This window comes from Bacteroides zhangwenhongii, assembly GCF_009193325.2.
In the GTDB taxonomy this organism is placed as follows: domain Bacteria; phylum Bacteroidota; class Bacteroidia; order Bacteroidales; family Bacteroidaceae; genus Bacteroides; species Bacteroides zhangwenhongii.
In genome coordinates this window covers 4,316,067-4,332,533 of the sequence record NZ_CP059856.1, presented here as the reverse complement: position 1 = coordinate 4,332,533, position 16,467 = coordinate 4,316,067, and the positions used below count along the sequence as shown (strand labels likewise).

At 41.4% G+C, this 16,467-nt stretch carries 13 protein-coding genes; 4 read left to right on the top strand and 9 right to left on the bottom strand.

Annotated features, from left to right (window positions below):
- Positions 1 to 2: 2 nt before the first annotated feature.
- Positions 3 to 1,121 (bottom strand): CsgG/HfaB family protein, encoded by a 1,119-nt coding sequence (locus GD630_RS17145; RefSeq protein ID WP_143865160.1) that lies wholly within the window; start codon positions 1,119 to 1,121, stop codon positions 3 to 5.
- Between the two features lie 228 nt (positions 1,122 to 1,349).
- Here GD630_RS17145 and GD630_RS17140 point away from each other — a divergent pair, with 228 nt between their 5' ends.
- Positions 1,350 to 1,745: a helix-turn-helix domain-containing protein gene (locus tag GD630_RS17140; RefSeq protein ID WP_143865161.1), complete on the top strand. Its 396-nt coding sequence runs from the start codon at positions 1,350 to 1,352 to the stop codon at positions 1,743 to 1,745.
- Between the two features lie 82 nt (positions 1,746 to 1,827).
- On the opposite strand, the gene GD630_RS17135 is transcribed toward GD630_RS17140, so the two are convergent.
- Positions 1,828 to 3,105: a hypothetical protein gene (locus GD630_RS17135; protein ID WP_143865162.1), complete on the bottom strand. Its 1,278-nt coding sequence runs from the start codon at positions 3,103 to 3,105 to the stop codon at positions 1,828 to 1,830.
- 480 nt (positions 3,106 to 3,585) lie between these two features.
- The gene (locus GD630_RS17130) at positions 3,586 to 4,413 is read right to left on the bottom strand and encodes a porin family protein (RefSeq protein WP_182505649.1); all 828 of its coding nucleotides are present in this window, start codon (positions 4,411 to 4,413) and stop codon (positions 3,586 to 3,588) included.
- Positions 4,414 to 4,533: 120 nt separating this feature from the next.
- Between GD630_RS17130 and GD630_RS17125 the strand changes: the two genes are divergently transcribed.
- Positions 4,534 to 6,636 carry a TonB-dependent receptor plug domain-containing protein gene (locus GD630_RS17125; RefSeq protein ID WP_182505648.1) on the top strand — a complete coding sequence of 701 codons (2,103 nt, stop codon included), beginning with the start codon at positions 4,534 to 4,536 and terminating at the stop codon, positions 6,634 to 6,636.
- A gap of 3 nt (positions 6,637 to 6,639) precedes the next feature.
- Entirely contained in the window at positions 6,640 to 7,536 is an 897-nt protein-coding gene (locus tag GD630_RS17120) for a DUF4249 domain-containing protein (protein ID WP_143865165.1), read from the top strand.
- Positions 7,537 to 7,587: 51 nt separating this feature from the next.
- On the opposite strand, the gene GD630_RS17115 is transcribed toward GD630_RS17120, so the two are convergent.
- The 4 genes from GD630_RS17115 to GD630_RS17100 form a co-directional block, all read right to left on the bottom strand.
- The gene (locus GD630_RS17115) at positions 7,588 to 8,781 is read right to left on the bottom strand and encodes a hypothetical protein (protein ID WP_143865166.1); all 1,194 of its coding nucleotides are present in this window, start codon (positions 8,779 to 8,781) and stop codon (positions 7,588 to 7,590) included.
- Between the two features lie 223 nt (positions 8,782 to 9,004).
- A complete protein-coding gene (locus tag GD630_RS17110) occupies positions 9,005 to 10,477 on the bottom strand; it encodes a DUF5723 family protein (protein ID WP_143865167.1) in 1,473 nt (490 codons plus the stop codon).
- A gap of 182 nt (positions 10,478 to 10,659) precedes the next feature.
- On the bottom strand, positions 10,660 to 11,262 hold the full coding sequence (locus GD630_RS17105) for a ribonuclease HII (protein ID WP_007763257.1): 603 nt from the start codon (positions 11,260 to 11,262) through the stop codon (positions 10,660 to 10,662).
- An 88-nt stretch (positions 11,263 to 11,350) separates the two neighbouring features.
- Entirely contained in the window at positions 11,351 to 13,555 is a 2,205-nt protein-coding gene (locus GD630_RS17100) for a sodium-translocating pyrophosphatase (protein ID WP_007763251.1), read from the bottom strand.
- Positions 13,556 to 13,594: 39 nt separating this feature from the next.
- Here GD630_RS17100 and GD630_RS21410 point away from each other — a divergent pair, with 39 nt between their 5' ends.
- The gene (locus GD630_RS21410; RefSeq protein ID WP_229092410.1) at positions 13,595 to 13,741 is read left to right on the top strand and encodes a hypothetical protein; all 147 of its coding nucleotides are present in this window, start codon (positions 13,595 to 13,597) and stop codon (positions 13,739 to 13,741) included.
- Between the two features lie 161 nt (positions 13,742 to 13,902).
- Here GD630_RS21410 and GD630_RS17090 read toward each other — a convergent pair whose 3' ends face one another.
- Together GD630_RS17090 and sufD are read right to left on the bottom strand one after the other, a co-directional pair.
- Complete coding sequence (locus tag GD630_RS17090) at positions 13,903 to 15,114, bottom strand: cysteine desulfurase (protein ID WP_143865169.1); 1,212 nt, start codon at positions 15,112 to 15,114, stop codon at positions 13,903 to 13,905.
- Between the two features lie 8 nt (positions 15,115 to 15,122).
- Positions 15,123 to 16,466: a Fe-S cluster assembly protein SufD gene (gene sufD, locus GD630_RS17085; RefSeq protein WP_143865201.1), complete on the bottom strand. Its 1,344-nt coding sequence runs from the start codon at positions 16,464 to 16,466 to the stop codon at positions 15,123 to 15,125.
- Between the last annotated feature and the right edge of the window lies 1 nt (position 16,467).

Below are 16,467 nucleotides of genomic sequence, written 5' to 3'. Positions count from 1 at the left end.
GTTTACCCTTTCACAGACATTTCTTGCCCATAATTACTAAATCCGCTCGCACTTCCAACCACTTTTTTATCTGTATTCCCATTAAAAAAGCTATTTAAGTTATTACCTATCGTTATAAAAGCTTTTTGTATAGCTTTTCCCGTAATCGTTTGCTTAAAACCTTCCGCACCGCCATTCAATTCCGCCCCACCTAAGGCGCCATATTCTAACGAGAGTTGTGATTTACCCTGTGATTTACCAGTTCCGCTACACATGAAAACAACTTCACTCGTTTGTAAATCAATTACACGAGTCGTTATGCTAACCGCTGCTTTTAATGTCCCCACTTGGGCATTAGAAGCATATTGCGCTCCTACATTCTTACCCATGATTCCTTGAACAGCCCCCATGATAGAAGCTAAAGGAATCCCAGTACGAATATTAACTACATCCGGTTTCTGCATTGTTACCTGAATAATATATTGAGCACCTTCGATCTTACCTTTTTGAATAGCTGTCGCAGGATTAATATATTCTCTCGACAAATTCAGTTCATCCATTTGGGCATTCAATACAGAACGGTCCAATAAACGCACCTTATCACATAACATCAACTGTTCCATTAATACATCTGCAACATATCCGCCGAAATGACCGATTCCAACAACATCATTAACTTCTGCAGGAGAAACTATAACCCTTATTTTATCAGAAAGGTTATCCTTATGAGTTGTAGTGAGCGACATCTTTTCTTCTGACCTCACGACAGATTTATCCAAATCTTTCTCCGGGCGAACTTCCATACGACTACCTAAAGTACCCTCTTTTACAATCATTCCCACTTTTATGTCCTCTATTTGCCCAGAAATAAATTTAGCAACAGAATAACCATCATAGACTCCAGTAACTTGGATCTCAGCACAGGCTTCTGCCTCTTTCCTTATTTTTTGTTTTGTCACAGGATGGATCATATATCCACTGCTACCATACACCAAAAGTTTCGTTCCATTCTTCACTTTAGGAGTTGACAGATCAATATAGATGTTAGTCTTCTCAACATTAATCACATAACCATTTTTTGTAACTTGTCCCCAAAGCCCGATAGGCAAGAGTAACAAAAATAATCGTAAAAAGATTTTCATATAAGTTCTACTTTGTTTTCCAAATACAATCTAGCATAAATCTCGCATCGCAAAGATACAACGCCATATACAACAATGTATACACAATTATTATTTAGGCATATCTGTTATTTGATGACTATTCTCCATATTTCTACATTTAATTCTCAAGATAAATAGCCACAATTTAGATTATATCTATCATATTTATTACATTTGCCATAATAATCAATCATAACCCTACTTCATATGACAACAGAAGCCGACTTAAAAAAAATTGTAGGCCAACGTCTACAAATGCTCCGTTTAGAAAAATGCTTAACGCAAGAACAAATGGGAGAAAAACTGAATTTATCTACAAGTGCCTATTGCAAGATTGAATATGGAGAAACGGATCTAACATTGACCAGATTAAATAAGATTGCAGAAGTCCTCAATATGTCAGCCGTAGAATTATTCAGTAAGATTGATGGAAATACTTATTTCAATCAGCCTAAAGACTGCGGTTTTGTTGGCATTGCCCGAGACAGCAGTACTATTAAAGTAGAATCAAATGAGAGCCTACGAGAACTCGTGAACGCTAATACGCAGCTAATTAAAATGCTATGCAAGCGTATCGAGATTCTTGAGAATAAAAACCTATGAAGACTTAATAAACGCGAGGTGTTGTATTAAAACTCGTTTTAAACACAACACCTCACACAAAATACAGTATCTACTGATATTATTATTCTACTGACAGGAACGGAACTGTGACTTTTGTAGTCATAACATAATAAAAGTTCAATTCACCAGCATCCTGGTCTCCTAACAAAGTAGTATAGATAGAGCAGGATAAAAAACTCTCTACAGTTTCCCCAAGATCACCGGCAAAAAAACTGGCATTAAATGACCAGACTTTAGTATCCGGATCCTGAAAAAGATTTCTCTTCTGATAGCTTACACCTCTACGCGCTAACTTTCCTACCTTATCTTCATCTATTCCCAACATTTTGCGCTCATCCTCGATAGATATAGTATAATATGATCCATCCGGCATATTATCCACTTCAGTGAGAGACACTTCCTTTGCTTCCGCCGTATAACTACTTATCCTATAATAACGCATTGATAATGGTTTCTCGATAATTAATTCTTCATTCTTGCCAAACAACTGTAAAGTGAAATTAAAGTCAATGTATTCTCTATCTGAATTCTTAAAATCCGCCCACTTAGTATCAAGCATATTAGGTTCCAAGAACACTCCTCCCCTATTAAGCCTATTTTTAACAAGAACGAACAATGCTCCTTCTCCATTTTCAAAGACAACTTTCGCATCTGTAAATTGGTTATAGTCATAGCTCCAATATTTTCCATCCTTGTTTTGATAATAATAATGGTCGATCAAAACAACATAAGGCAGAGTAGAAGTTTCTTCAGCTCCCAAGAAATCTAACGTCTGCGCTTGCGGACAATAGATGTGCAGACACTCTTCTACCGTAGGCCGGATATTCAACACGCAAGCTGATGTAGCGGTAATCAATTGTTGCTTCCCATTAACATCCCGATAACTAATCACCGGCGCTACATGATCAAAAGATACCATATCCACGTCAACCGACGCCTTCATATGAGCCACCCATTGTCCGTCCAAGACTTCGCCCGAAGCATTCTTATCGGGTTCCACCGACAGACATTCATAATACAAAGGATTAATATAGGAAGCACGTGTCTCCGCTTTCCCCTCATCCTCTTTCTGACGGATGTACACGTCACTTTTCAACACATCCAATGCAAAGTTTCCTTTAGATACCTGAAAGCCGGACGGATTCACCCGAAAACGGATCTTAAACTCCTCACCCTTCAGAATTTCCATCGTATCGGTATCCAGCATTACAATACCGGTTAATACGGTTTTCTGCAAATCCTGTATATCATCTTTCAAGTCCTTCGTACACGAGAAGAATGAAAGACACATTCCCGTCAGAAAGCCCAACCAACTGACAATCAAAAGTTTTCTTTTCATAAGCATTCTATTTTAATTTAGTGTATCCCCCCGAGACACTTCTACGAATCGGGACTTTTTACTTCTAATATCAAGGCATTACATCGCAGCTTTTCGAATTCTTTTGTTTCAGATTTCCATACTACCGGCCTCCAATCATTTATCTTCAAGAAATTATGCCACCCTGCTGCCTGTGCAAATACATAAAGCAGCCAAAACTCAATTCATACTGACTACTCACTTCTTCTTTCCAGACATAAATGCAACATAACAGAAAACGCTCCCAGCACCACTCCTTTGCTTTTTTAAGTTCTATTAATACAAATATAAGCATATTAATCAACAATAAAGCAGCACTACGACTATTTATTGCAACTAAACAATAAAATACGTCAATTACCCATATAATAATTAAGACTATGGAATGTTATTGCAAAAAAGAGTGTACCAATTAGAATTAGGCACACTCCTTCCACTTTCCTCATTATATATAATGTACAACTAAAATCTGAATCCGATACCGAATTGAACGGATGAATATCTGATTTTAGGCTGAACGCCCAGCGCATCTTTCATTTTAACCGAAGTTTCCCCGCTGATAGTCCCCTCCATTCCTTCGAAACCGTTCACATAATCCGTAAAGGCGGAGTAATCCAGGTCTTTCTTTAGTTTGTTGATAAAACTTATATTATAGCGCGCATCAATGAATAAGCCGTTCTTAAATGCGTACTCAATACCCAATGTCGCACCAACATCAAACTTCTTCAGGTTATCACCCATCAAATCGGAACATACATCCTTAATATCATCATACTTAATCGCTCCCGGCAAATTATTCTCTTCCATCGCACCTTTAATAAGCGTCTCTACATTGTCATTCGGTTTCAATTTACCACCCATACGGAAGGCAAAATACGGTCCGGCTAATACGCTTAGTCCACCTACCGGCTGAAACTTCGCCAAAATGGGCAGACGGAGTGTATGCGTATTGTACGAAATCTTCATATCACCCGTATTCACCGGCTCCGCAGCCGGGTCTTGAGAAGCGTTCATCGCATTGATGAAATCTTCACCCATACCAATCTTGGCTCCGGCATAGTTATAAAGAAGTTCGGTTTGTATTCCCCATTGTTCGGCAAACTTAAAGTTGTTCACTACTCCCAAATAGAAACCGGTTTTGTTACCCGGATTGATTTTAAGACTTACATCCTCGACACCCAACTTATAGAAAGTCATATCAATACCTCCCTTAATACCCCATGTACATTCCTGCGCATCCGCCATCATCGCAGATGATACTACCGCTAAAACCAAAAGAATCTTCTTCATACGCTTTTCTTTTTTAAATTTAACATAAGCTAGTTTAGTGGCAGTAAAGATATGATTATTTATTAAATATATCAAAGAATAGTTGTACATTTGTGACCAATGTACGTTAAACGAAACATAGTGAAACCATTCTATCTTATTATTCTCCTTTTGTACAGTTGTATTCATATAAATGCACAAATCAGCCAAGATACCTGCCGCCAGCATACGGCAAAGAATCTAGCCGACTCGATATGGAAACTGGAGGAAGTTGAAGTCACCGCCGGACGAACACGCAAAGCGATAACCGGCACCATGTCCGGCCGGTTGGTTCTGCAAGCCGACGCACTCAAGAACTTACCGCAGTTTCTGGGTACTGCCGACATTATCCGGACAATGCGGCTAATGCCCGGAGTACAAACAACCGGTGAGGGCAACTCCGGACTATACATTCGCGGAGCAGAGCCCAGCCACAATCTTCTCCTCCTTAATGATGCGCCGATATACAACCCTATGCACTTGATGGGATTCTTTTCCATCTTCAACGGCAGCCATCTCAACCGGGCTACGCTTCTGAAATCATATATCAGCCCCCAATACGGAGGACGGCTGGGCAGCACACTCTCCATCGGAACCAGAGACTCCCTCACACGGCGAATAGGCGCAGAGGGGAATATCGGGCTGATTTCTTCACAAGGTACCCTGTCTATTCCCGTCAGCAGAAAGAGTTCGCTTTACTTATCCGCACGAGGTACTTACCTGAATCCGATACTTGGTCTTTTCAATTCAGCAGAAGACGGAAGTAAGCTACGCTACGGCTTTCAGGACTATAACCTGACTTATATCTATGCCCCTTCCGAGAAAAGCAAGATTATCATTAACGGATATTTCGGAAATGACAAACTTACCATCAAGCAAAATGACTACCAAGTGGATGCAGGTATTCAATGGAGTAACTTAGCGTCCTCTATTCAATGGCAACTGAATTTAAGGAAAAACAGAAGACTGGAACAGACTCTTTTCTTCTCTGAATATGAAAATAAAATAAATATAGACCAAAGCGGAGCCGTCATCAGACTACCGTCCGACATTAAAGACATGGGCTACAAAGGGAATTATTCATTCTATTGCCTGAAAAGCCATTGGACGATAGGCGCAGACTACACGTATCATCAGACACATCCCCAATATCCGGAGGTTGACAATTTATATGGAACGAGTCTCACTTCCACAGTAGAAAAATATAAAACACACGAGACAGGAGCATACCTGAACTGCGATGCTGCGCTTTTCGCTAATATGACTGCGCATATCGGTTTAAGATACAGCAGTCTTTTTCATGTTTCTCCCAACGGGCAGTTATCCAAATACTATGGAGGACTGGAACCTCGTTTTTCTTTGGAGTATGAACTACATACTAATCAAAAGGTGATCCTATCTTATGCGCTGCAACGCCAATACATGAATCAAGTTGCCGTATCCACACTAAGTTTTCCGATAGATTTCTGGGTTCCTGCCTCCCAAAATATCTTACCGCAACTAGCACACTCTTTTTCTGCCGGATATTTTCAATCCATATTCAATGACAGTTATGAAATATCTGTCGAAGGGTATTACAAACGGCTAACCAACCAGTTGGAATTTAAGGGGGGATTGTTCGACATGATTAATCAGCAATATATCATTGAAGACCGGTTGCTCTCCGGAGACGGCTATACGTATGGAGGAGAATGGATGATAAAAAAGAATAAAGGACGGCTCACTGGATGGATTAGCTATACTCTCGGTTGGTCAAGACGCAAGTTCCCGGCGATTAATAACGGAAGATTCTTTCCGGCCAAGCATGACAGGCGTCATGACTTATCGATTGTCACCAATTACCGGATTAATACGAAATGGGACTGTTCCGCAGTTTTTGTATACGCTACAGGAAGCGCGCTTACAGTTCCCATATCCGTATATATGATCGGAGAAAATGCAATCAGTGAATATGGTCCGCACAATGGTGCGAGAATGCCGGCATACCATCGCCTTGATCTTTCAGTCAACTATTGGTTTAACAGAGGCGCTACTCGTGAAAGCGGTTTGAACTTTTCACTTTATAACGCTTATGCGCGCAAGAATCCTATCTCCTTAGGGTATAGCATTCATACGGATAAAGAGAATAAAACTGCCGAGCTCGAAAAAAGAGGTCCGGGACTTTACCGGTTGATTCCTTCAATTAGTTATATGTTTAAATTCTAGGCCATGAAGATTCAATACTATATCATAAGTATGTTTTGCCTGTTATTAATTGGCTGTAATCCGAAATGGGATTTCGATTCCGAATTGTTTGAACCGCAAATTGTAGTGGAGGGGTGGATTGAGAACGGACAGTTCCCCTTAGTTTGCCTCACTCAAACTAAATCATTAAATAATTCCATTGGTGAAAATGACTTGAACGATCTTGCCATCCGATGGGCAAAAGTCAGCGTGAGCGATGGAACAAAGACGGAAATCCTGACCGGAAGAATAAACAAGAATTATATTCCTCCTTTCATCTATACCGGTTCCGAGATAAGAGGTGAAGTAGGGAAAACATATACACTGACCGTAGAATATTCCGGCAGAACCGTTACAGCGGAAACTTATATTCCTCAACCGGTCAACTTAGATCGCATTGAAGTGGATAAGTGCGAAGACAGCGATACCCTGTTCCAAATCAGAGGATATTTCCAAGATGACAAAACAGCCCATAATTATTATAAGGTTTTCACACGTACCCTCCCCGATGACACACGTTTCTTCGCTCCTTTTTTAGGGACATTCAATGATAATATTATTTCGGAAGATATGTCGGAAGCTTCGATTTCCATATATAGAGGTGTACATTTCATTACTACAGAAAAGCATACTCCTTTCTACAAAAGGGATGAAACCGTAATGATTAAGTTTGCTCAAATGTCCGAAGAGGGTTTCCTTTTTTGGAGTGATTACGAGAATGAAGTAACGAACAAGAAGAATCCCATTTTTCCCAATAGCAGTAATCTGAGAAGTAATGTGAAAGGAGGGTTGGGGGTCTGGTGCGGATACGGAGTAAGCAACTATACTGTCAATATTGCGGAGGAACTTACAAAAAAAGACAGCGCATCAAAAGAGAGGTAATGCCCTTTCTTCTTGATGCACTGTCTTTTTAAAACTTATATCATCATTTTCTTACTTCAACAACTTAACGTATTTGTTGACCAAAGCCTCACACTGTTCAAGCAAAGACTGGAATTTCACCTCGCTGAAGTAATCGTCGAAACTATATTTAGAACCGTCTTGAGAGAATACAATAAGCGGTTCTATATTCCAATCGTCATTATCATTAATAATTCCATCCCCATTATCATCCTCAGCATACGCTTGGAAAGCAATATTTGCTACTACGTATTCACTCTCGGCATAACGCAATTCTCCGTGAATATATTGATTATAGACATCTGCCATACGCTTATGATATGCTTCATACGTCGGATCATTCTTTCTATCTTCTTCTATAATCTTCTGTAAGTCCGAACAAGACAGATTTACCCGCAGATCATCCATGATCCGTAACTCGCCTGCCGCACTCTTCAATGGAGGGTCGAATCGCAAATTCGAATCAAAGATTCCATTGGCGTCTAATGAGACTAATACTTCTCCATCCTTAGAGAAAGTAACAACGGCCATTGATTCACTGTTATTATTATTTATATCGGCAACAACTCCAAAAAGATATCCGCTAGCAGACAAAGAACTATTAACACTAATCTGAGTTTCAGCTTCATTCATGTTAATACTGGAATTCAATTCTGCCAATGTATCCGTTCCTAAAGTTACCTTCATACTTACCCCTACCGGTACAGTCCGACCTTCAAAACGAATCGTTTTATCTGAATAAGTAGCATGTATAGTGGCGGCAGTGCCATCAACTTTAAACTTATAAATTACTTCTCCCTTCTGTCCGGTCTCCTTATTATCCCACTGACTAGTAGATTCATTATATTCCCATGTTCCATAACTCATATCAACTACAGCAAATCTGGTAGAAGCCAAAGAGACCATTTCACTTAAATCCGTATCTGCACAGACCTTACCAACGCTTTTCAAGACGCTATATATTTCAGGAGATGGTATAATTTCATCAAACCGAGCAATTGTCTTCAACAGTACAGCATGATCATCCGGATTAATTTTCGATAAGAGATTCATTCCAATGTTCTCGAGTTCTTTTTTGTTTTCATCCGGAGTTAGCTCCGTGATAGGTTTTCCCTGACGTTCCGGAGTTCCCTCTCCATCACTATCGCTACAACCGGTAGCTAATGTAACCAAGCAAATGCACGGCAATAACCATTTCATAAGTCTTTTCATAATTTGTTCCTCCATGAGTTCCTGGTTTTTATTATATTAGCCAACTAAGACGAAACTCTTGCTTCTTAGCCATCCATCATTAATTTATAATACAGATCACAAAAACATTAAAAAAGAATAAAAGCAGCTGTCGCCTTATATCACTTTGAACAGATTATAAGCGACAAGCTGCATATTATACGTTTTTTCTTCTAGAGAAATTAATTAAAAGAGAATGTTTAGAGAGAGAAATTATTTTTTATCCTTGTTTACAGCAGGCTTTTCTTTTATTCAATGGAATAGAAACTCCCAAGAATGCATTACAGCATTTTGTATTATTTCCAAAGAACATATAGTCAGTACCTACAAAGAGAGGTCCTAATTTCAAAGCCAATCCTAATGACTTACCTGCACTCTGAATCATTGAATAACTAACCGCTACATTGAAGTAGTTCTTCGGACGAATATTAGCAGAGAAAGTCAATTCAGACATTGTTTTAGGTTTTGTAAAACGTGTAGTGGAAAGAGCACCTACAACCAACCAATTATTCAACAATGCGTATTCTGCACCAAATACTAGCGTAGAGTTCAACCATGTCTTACGAGATTTTGCACCTGTTTCGTCCATCTCCATATGCAACATATCATAATTCAAGACTTCACCACTACTCACAATATTTGCAAACTTTTCCATATCACCCGGAACATTACTGTCAAAACTAAGTCCATCTGTATTAGCTCTTGCAATGCTAGTACTCCCTTTTGACCAAGAAATGAATCCTAAATCCAATATTGCCGCCGATACTGTCAAATTATCAAGTAATTTATAGGAAGCTCCTAAATCGATAGCAGCACCGTAACCGGCAATTCCCATATCACCTGCTTCAAAATCAAAGTCATCAATATATCCTTCCTCGCCTTTCTGTAGATTCAGCCCTTTAAAAGAACTTTCCAAAGAAGCTTCCACATCAATATTAGCTGAGCCATGAATTTGATTTGCCAATTCCGGATTATCAACGATAGCACCAATATTAGGCTTGCCGTCACTATCTAAAGGTATTCCTTGCAACTGTGCATCTACACCAATGCTCTTTACGTCCAATTTCAAATTACCAATACCAAGCAATGCTTTAACCTTACCACCTACCGTCAAACGGTCATTAACCTGACGGGCATACCCTAAACCGATTTCTGTATAGGCGTTAATCTCCAGACTCTCCTTTCCTACATTACGACTAAAGTCTGACCAATCAAGAGATTCAAAATCAATACCATTCATCTCACGCATAAAAGTGAACATTGATTTTGGAATAGAAGCTCCCATATCCATACGTACACCTACATTAAACGACCAGAAATTTTTTCCTTTATACCAACCGGCAGACAATATATCTGTGCTTAAATTAAGATTAAGTTGATTGTCACTCTTCAATCTATTCATAAACTTATCACTTGTGAAGAAGTCACTATCAGAACTACTATCCACAATATCCATAATATCCTGATAACCTAATGATTTAGAAGAGACTGAAGCATTAAAAGCACCAATCACAGGAATATTAATATAACCACGTCCCGGTGATAAAGCAGGATTTAATTGTTGACGATAATGCACTCCTTCCATAAAATAAGAAGTACGTAAGAACTGCGCATTCGCAGGAAGAGTAATAATTGTCATAATGAAGGTCATCCCAATGAACTTCATAAAAGAAAGTAGCTTGTTCGTTGCCATGATTTTATACTTTTTAATTCTTGTTATTGTTTGCAAATATATAGTATTTCAGTAACAAAAAAAAGCATTAACCAACAGTTTTTCAGCCTAAACAGAACATTTTTGCGGTTATACATAACAAAAACGTGTCTATTCTGCAAAAAAATGTAGAACGGATAAGAATAGAAGAAGCCCAAACTGATTTAAAAACCTAAAGTCAGTTGTCCATCTCCCAACAAATTGAAGGTCATTCGATGGTAAGGAGTTGTTCCCCGTTCGGCAATAGCCGCACGGTGCTTTTTAGTCGGGTAGCCTTTATTGTGATCCCAATCATAATAGGGGAACTCCTCATGAAGACGATTCATATAATCATCTCTGTATGTCTTTGCCAATATAGATGCGGCCGCTATTGAAAGATACTTTCCATCCCCTTTCACAATCGTTGTATGAGGAATGCCGGGATATTTATTAAAACGGTTTCCATCGATTAGCAAATGTTGGGGACGAACAGCCAATTGATCAACGGCACGATGCATGGCCAGAAAAGAAGCGCGCAAAATATTTATCTCATCAATTTCTTCCGGTGAGACAACACCAACCGCCCAAGCCACCGCTTCCCGTTGTATGACCTCACGCAATGCATAACGCTGTTTTTCCGTCAGTTGTTTGGAATCATTCAACAACTCATTCTTAAAATCTCCCGGAAGAATAACCGCAGCAGCATATACCGCTCCCGCCAGGCAGCCACGACCGGCCTCATCGCATCCTGCTTCAATCAGATTCTCATTTAAATAAGGTAATAACATCTTTATCGTTTTTATTTAGCTGCAAAATTAAACGAAATAAAAAAGGAGACCGTATTTCGCCTCCTTTTTCTTCCTTATTTCTCACTTTTTAGAATAAACTCCAAGCAACAGTAAGCCCTGCCATCACAATAGCTACCATACTCATAAGCTTTATCAAAATATTCAAGCTCGGACCGGACGTATCCTTAAAGGGGTCACCCACCGTGTCACCCACTACCGTCGCCTTGTGAACCTCACTTCCCTTTCCACCGAAGTTACCTTCTTCCACATATTTCTTTGCGTTATCCCATGCTCCTCCGGCATTAGCCATAAAAATAGCCAATACAAAACCACTACTTAAACCGCCAATCAACAACCCAAGCACACCGGGAACGCCAAAGATGAGCCCGGTAAAGATAGGAGCGATAATGGCAATCAAGGAGGGAACAACCATTTCCCGTTGAGCGCCTTTCGTAGAGATGGCAACACAACGTTCGTAATCCGGCTCCGCCTCTCCTGTCAGAATACCTTTAATCTCACGGAACTGCCGACGTACCTCATCTACCATGTGTCCCGCCGCACGCCCAACAGCATTCATTGTCAGTCCACAGAACAGGAAAGCCATCATCGAGCCAAGGAACATACCTGAAAGAACTTTCGGGTTCATCAGGTTTACTTCATAATAATTCATGAAATCTACAAATGTGGCATTTGCCACACTGACAGTTCCACCATCCGGGAAAGTAAGCTCCACGCTTCCAAGACGTGTCAAGCCGATTCGTATTTCTTCAATATAAGAAGCCAGCAAAGCCAAGCCGGTCAGTGCCGCCGAACCTATCGCAAAACCTTTACCGGTAGCCGCAGTCGTATTTCCCAACGAGTCGAGCGCATCAGTACGCTTACGGACTTCAGCACCCAGCCCGGACATCTCGGCATTACCACCTGCATTATCCGCAATCGGACCGTAAGCATCGGTCGCCAGCGTAATGCCCAACGTAGAAAGCATGCCGACAGCCGCAATGCCGATTCCGTACAATCCCATTCCGACATTAGTGAAATCACCACCGGAAGCCAGCAGATAGGAAGCAATGATACCAACCACCACAGCAATTACAGGAATTGCCGTAGAAAGCATACCCAACCCTATACCGGAAATAATGACAGTTGCCGGTCCCGTCTTACCGCTCTCGCTCAACTTTTGTGTAGGACGATAGGATTGGGAGGTGTAATATTCCGTAGAGCGTCCGATGACAATACCGACCAGCAAGCCGACTACTACGGCACAGGAAATCAAAATCCAATTATCCAACTGCAAAAGCCATAGTATCAAGAAAGTGGCAACAACAATAAGTACCGAACTAAGATTTGTCCCAAACGCCAATGAGCCAAGCAAATCTTTCATCGTCGCATTCTCCTTAGTACGGACAGCGAATATACCTATAATAGAAAGAATGATTCCGACAGCCGCAATCAGCATCGGCGCAATCACTGCCTTAAACTGCATTGCCGTATCCGCCGAATGGATAAAGGCGGCAGCACCCAGCGCAGCCGTTGCCAGAATAGAGCCGCAATAGGATTCGTATAAATCAGCTCCCATACCTGCCACGTCACCGACATTGTCACCGACATTATCGGCAATAGTAGCCGGATTACGAGGATCATCCTCCGGGATTCCGGCTTCTACCTTACCTACCAGGTCAGCCCCGACATCGGCAGCCTTCGTATAGATACCTCCGCCTACACGGGCAAAAAGCGCTTGCGTCGAAGCTCCCATCCCAAAAGTAAGCATGGTAGTGGTAATCACACAGAGTTTATGAGTAGGTGTCAGTGCATCAGCAGGAATCACCGCATTCAGCAACAGATACCAAAAGGAAATATCAAGTAAACCGAGACCGACAACCACGAGTCCCATCACCGCACCACTCCGGAAAGCGATTCTTAACCCCGCATTCAGTGAATTGCGAGCTGCATTAGCGGTACGTGCCGAAGCGTAAGTAGCCGTTTTCATTCCAAGAAAACCGGAAAGACCGGAGAAGAAACCACCTGTCAGGAAAGCAATGGGAACCCATGCGTTTTGTACGTGGAAACCGTATGCCATAATCGAAAACAAAATCACCAATCCCAAAAATACGCAACCTACTATTTTGTACTGTTGTTTCAAATAAGACATAGCTCCCTTGCGCACAGCAGCAGCTATCTTTATCATTTGAGGTGTACCCTCACTCTCTTTCATCATTTGCTTATGAAAGTAATAAGCAAAACAGAGGGCCAACACGGAAGCGACCGGAACCAGCCAGAAAAGAATGTCATCCATAGATCCAAAATTATTAAAGGGTTTACAATCGCTAAAAATATGGAAATCAATCGAAAAAAGCAAGTAAAAAAGAAAGAAAATCAAAAAGGGATGAATAGCAGTATCCATGAAAAAGTTGCAGCTATACCGCATGTATTTTACGATATAGCTGCCATTAATGTTAAAGAGAGAGAATTTATAATATAAGCATAGTCTCACGACCCTCCAAATATTCGTTTTATATATTAGACGCATCAAACTCCAAATAACTGCACTCGGAGGGAACTTTTTTTAGTTAAAGAATAAAAAAAACGCCATTCCTTCAAGGAACAGCGATTTAATATATGAGACTACTTTGTTTTTATGGACTAAAACATATGGCTGACACGTTCGATTCCTGCCACCAATGCATCTACTTCAGCTTTCGTATTGTACATAGCAAACGAAGCTCTGACGGTACCTTCAATACCAAGTCGCTGCATCAAAGGTTGTGCACAATGATGTCCTGTGCGGACAGCGATACCCAAACGGTCTAATAATGTCCCTAAGTCAAAGTGATGAATATTACCTACCAGGAAAGAAATTACAGCTCCCCTGTCGGAAGCTTCACCGAATATACGCATATCGGGAATTTCCTTCAATCGTTGCAAAGCGTAAGTAGTCAGTTCATGTTCGTGATCCGCAATCCGTTCCATGCCGATACCGTTCACATAATCAAGGGCTTTCGCCAATCCGGTCGTACCGATATAATCCGGTGTGCCGGCTTCAAATTTGAAAGGAAGTTCATTGAACGTCGTTTTCTCGAAAGAGACATATTGAATCATCTCTCCTCCTCCTTGATAAGGCGGCAGACGGTCCAACCACTCTTCTTTTCCATACAGCACGCCGACTCCTGTCGGTCCGTATATCTTATGGGCAGAGAACACTAGAAAATCGGCTTCCAAATCCTGCACGTCCACCTTCATGTGAGGAATGGACTGGGCAGCATCTACCAGAAAAGGCACACCATGGGTATGTGCTGTCGCAATCATCTCCTTGACCGGATTCACAGTGCCCAAGACATTGGAAACCTGAACTACACTGACAATTTTAGTACGTTCGGAGAAGAGTTTCTCATATTCATCCAACAATAGCTCACCTTTATCGTTCATCGGGATTACTTTGATGGCAATACCTTTGCGGGCTGCCAACAACTGCCAGGGAACGATATTGCTGTGATGTTCCATCACCGAAAGGATAACCTCATCTCCTTCTTCCATAAATTCATCACCGAAACTGGAGACAAGCAGATTAATGCTTTCCGTTGTTCCCCGAGTGAAAATCACTTCGTTAGTAGTACGGGCATTAATAAACTGACGTACCGTCTCACGGGAAGCTTCATGCAGTTCCGTAGCCTGTTGAGAGAGATAATGTACGCCGCGATGCACATTTGCATTCACGGAGTAATATTCATCTACCAACGAATCGACCACCAGACGAGGCTTCTGCGTCGTCGCACCGTTGTCGAAATAAACCAAAGGCTTACCATAAACCGTACGGCTCAAGATCGGAAAATCCTCACGTATCTTTTGAATATCCATTTTTATGTTCATTTACAGATTGCACATCCCTGACATCTGTTCAACTCACCACGAAAGCGTTTTTCCACCAACAGATGAAGGCGGTCCTTCAACGCATCCAGACGAATCGTATCAATCACTTCATTGACAAATGCAAACATCAACAGCAACCGCGCTTCTTTCTCCGCAATTCCACGTGCACGCATATAGAACAATGCATTTTCATCAAGCTGCCCCACTGTCGCTCCGTGCGAACACTTCACGTCGTCCGCATAAATCTCCAACTGGGGTTGTGTATACATCCGCGCATCACGGGTGGCGCAAAGATTACGGTTGGTTTGCTGGGAACTTGTATGCTGCGCATCAGGACGCACCAGTACCAATCCGGCAAAAGCACCTACCGATTGATCATCGAGCACGTATTTAAACAGCTCATTACTCGTACAGTTGGGCACTGCATGGTCAATACTCGTGTTGTTATCCACATGCTGGTTCTTATCAGCGATAGCCATGCCGCAAAGATTTATTTCAGCTCCCTCACCTGCCAACAACACTTCGGTTGTATTACGGGTTGTACCGTTATGCAACGTCATGCCATTCAGAAGTACATTGCTGTTTGCTTCCTGCTTCACATACAGGTTGCTGAAACGCACCGTGCTGGTATGTGTCTCTTCCAACTCATACATATCGAATACCACATTCTCTCCGGCAAAAATCTCAATCACCTGCGTTGCCAGAAAATTCACGTTATCCATTGCATGGTCGCAAAGCAATAAACGTGCCTGTGCACCGTCTTCCAGAATAATCAGCACACGGCGGTTGACCATAAAGTTGACATCCGCACGCAGGATGTTCACCAACTGAATAGGTTTTTCCACAACCACATTCTTCGGTACATAGAAGATAACACCATCCTGTGCAAAAGTCGTATTAAAAGCTGTCACACCATCTTTGGAGGTATCCGCCAACTTACCATAATACTTCTTCACCAACTCGGGATACTGTTCGGCCACCTCTTTCAGACTGCCGAAAATAACGCCCTCCGGTAAATGGGTTTTAGGGAGTGCCTTATTATAGAATGCGTCATTGACCACAAAATAAAGAGCTGTGCTCATGTTCGGAACATCGCACTTAAACACCTCATACGGATTGACCGGAATAGCAAGACGGTTCAGATTCAGACCGAAATCCGGTTCAAAATACTTGCTTACATCCGTATATTTGTACTTCTCCATCTTACGGGTCGGAAATCCGATTCGCTCAAAATCGGCAAAAGCAGCAGCACGAGGGGCATTTAACACCTCAGCGCTATGTTTGCAGATCATGGCTTCCGTTTGTGAGAAGAGATCTATGTATTGTTGTTCAGCATTCATC

Excerpts from the sequence above, each read along its gene's own strand:
- GD630_RS17145 (WP_143865160.1), bottom strand. The coding sequence starts at position 1,121 with ATGAAAATCTTTTTACGATTATTTTTGTTACTCTTGCCTATCGGGCTT.
- GD630_RS17140 (WP_143865161.1), top strand. The coding sequence starts at position 1,350 with ATGACAACAGAAGCCGACTTAAAAAAAATTGTAGGCCAACGTCTACAA.
- GD630_RS17135 (WP_143865162.1), bottom strand. The coding sequence starts at position 3,105 with ATGAAAAGAAAACTTTTGATTGTCAGTTGGTTGGGCTTTCTGACGGGA.
- GD630_RS17130 (WP_182505649.1), bottom strand. The coding sequence starts at position 4,413 with ATGAAGAAGATTCTTTTGGTTTTAGCGGTAGTATCATCTGCGATGATG.
- GD630_RS17120 (WP_143865165.1), top strand. The coding sequence starts at position 6,640 with ATGAAGATTCAATACTATATCATAAGTATGTTTTGCCTGTTATTAATT.
- GD630_RS17115 (WP_143865166.1), bottom strand. The coding sequence starts at position 8,781 with ATGGAGGAACAAATTATGAAAAGACTTATGAAATGGTTATTGCCGTGC.
- GD630_RS17110 (WP_143865167.1), bottom strand. The coding sequence starts at position 10,477 with ATGGCAACGAACAAGCTACTTTCTTTTATGAAGTTCATTGGGATGACC.
- GD630_RS17105 (WP_007763257.1), bottom strand. The coding sequence starts at position 11,262 with ATGTTATTACCTTATTTAAATGAGAATCTGATTGAAGCAGGATGCGAT.
- GD630_RS17100 (WP_007763251.1), bottom strand. The coding sequence starts at position 13,555 with ATGGATGACATTCTTTTCTGGCTGGTTCCGGTCGCTTCCGTGTTGGCC.
- GD630_RS21410 (WP_229092410.1), top strand. The coding sequence starts at position 13,595 with ATGGAAATCAATCGAAAAAAGCAAGTAAAAAAGAAAGAAAATCAAAAA.
- GD630_RS17090 (WP_143865169.1), bottom strand. The coding sequence starts at position 15,114 with ATGGATATTCAAAAGATACGTGAGGATTTTCCGATCTTGAGCCGTACG.
- sufD (WP_143865201.1), bottom strand. The coding sequence starts at position 16,466 with ATGAATGCTGAACAACAATACATAGATCTCTTCTCACAAACGGAAGCC.